This is a genomic window from Saccharomonospora iraqiensis subsp. paurometabolica YIM 90007 (assembly GCF_000231035.2).
Lineage (GTDB): Bacteria > Actinomycetota > Actinomycetes > Mycobacteriales > Pseudonocardiaceae > Saccharomonospora > Saccharomonospora paurometabolica.
Genome location: NZ_KI912264.1, coordinates 71,993 through 73,794, shown reverse-complemented (window position 1 = coordinate 73,794; position 1,802 = coordinate 71,993). Strand labels below are relative to the sequence as shown.

At 74.5% G+C, this 1,802-nt stretch carries 2 protein-coding genes; both read left to right on the top strand.

Annotated features, from left to right (window positions below):
• Positions 1–886 (top strand): NAD-dependent epimerase/dehydratase family protein (locus SACPADRAFT_RS29685; protein ID WP_007027492.1); only part of this gene is annotated, 886 nt, incomplete at its 5' end.
• A 2-nt stretch (positions 887–888) separates the two neighbouring features.
• On the top strand, positions 889–1,737 hold the full coding sequence (locus SACPADRAFT_RS0224090) for a lysophospholipid acyltransferase family protein (protein WP_007027493.1): 849 nt from the start codon (positions 889–891) through the stop codon (positions 1,735–1,737).
• Positions 1,738–1,802 lie beyond the last annotated feature (65 nt).

Below are 1,802 nucleotides of genomic sequence, written 5' to 3'. Positions count from 1 at the left end.
CGACCGCGCGGAGTTCGTCCGCCTCGACATCCGCAACCCCCTCGTGGCGAAGGTCGTCACCTCGGCGAAGGTCGACACGGTCGTGCACGTGGGTGCGGCGTGCCGGCCCGCGGCGCCGGGCAGGCGGGCGGCCCGCAAGGAAGTCAACGTCATCGGCACCATGCGGCTGTTGGCGGCGTGCCAGCGGTCGCCGCACGTGCGCAGGCTCGTGGTCGCCTCCACGGCCGCGGTGTACGGGGCGAGCCCCCGGTCGCAGGCCGTGTTCACCGAGGACTCCGAACTGATCCCGGACGACGCCCGGGGCTACGCGAAGGACGCGGTCGAGGTCGAGGGCTACGTGCGCGGGTTCGCCCGCCGCCGTCCGGACGTCACCGTGACCACGGCCCGGCTCGCCGACATCGTCGGCGGCGGGTTCGACACCGTGTTCGCCCGGTACCTCGGCCTGCCGGTGGTGCCGACCGCGTTCGGGTTCGACGCGCGCCTGCAGCTGCTGCACGCCGAGGACGCGGTGGCCGTGCTGGAACGCGCCGCCCGGACCGACCGGCCGGGGGTGGTCAACGTCGGCGGGGACGGCGTGCTCACCGTCTCGCAGGCGGTGCGCCGGGCAGGCCGGGTGGCACTCCCCGTGCCGAGGACGGCGTTGCCGTCGTTCGGTGCGGTGCTGCGCGGTGCCCGGACGGTCGATCTCTCCGCGGAGAACGCGCGCCTGCTGAGCTTCGGCCGGGTGCTGGACACCACCCGGCTGCGCCGGGAGTTCGGCTACACGCCCCGGTGGACCACCCGGGAGGCGCTCGACGACCACCTGCGCGACCACCCGCCGGTGCCGGGCAGCGACGCGTTCGTGCGGATGCTGGACGCGGCGGAGCGACGGAGGACGGTGCTCTGACGGTGCGGGACGACGACGGGGACGCGCTGGACCGGGCGCTGCGCTTCCTCAAAAGCCGCGCGGTCGGCGACTACCCGGTGGACGAGTTCGGGTTCGACGTCGAACTGACCGAGACCGTGCTGCTGCCCGCACTGCGCCCGCTCTACGACCGGTGGTTCCGGGTCAGCGCCCACGGCGTGGGCAACCTGCCCGCCGAGGGCGGGGCCCTGCTGGTGGCCAACCACTCCGGGGTGCTGCCGCTGGACGCGCTGATGACCGCCGTCGCCGTGCACGACGAGCACCCCGCGCACCGGCACCTGCGGATGCTCGGCGCGGAACTGGTGTTCCGCACCCCGGTGCTCGCGTCGTTCGCGCGCCGGTCCGGCAACACCCTGGCCTGCCACCCGGACGCGGAACGGCTGCTGCGCGCGGGCGAACTCGTCGGGGTGTGGCCGGAGGGGTACAAGGGCGTCGGCAAGCCGTTCTCGGCGCGCTACCGGCTGCAGCGGTTCGGCCGGGGCGGGTTCGTCTCGGCGGCGTTGCGCACCGGGGTGCCGATCGTCCCGTGCGCGATCGTGGGCGCCGAGGAGATCTACCCGAAGATCGCCGACATCCGGCCGTTGGCCCGGCTGCTCGGACTGCCGTACTTCCCGGTGACGCCGTTCTTCCCGCTGCTCGGGCCGCTGGGGACCGTCCCGCTGCCGACGAAGTGGCACATCGAGTTCGGCGAGCCGCTGTCCACGGCCGACCACGACCCCGCGGCCGCCGACGACCAGATGCTGGTGCTGGACCTGACCGACCGGATCCGGGAGGACATCCAGCAGATCCTCTACCGCAGGCTCTCCCGGCGACGCGGTCTGTTCAGCGGCTGAGGCCCGCGCACGTCCTGCGGTGCCCGGGCGCGGGGCCGCGGCGGTGCGGCGGGCTCAGGCCGCGC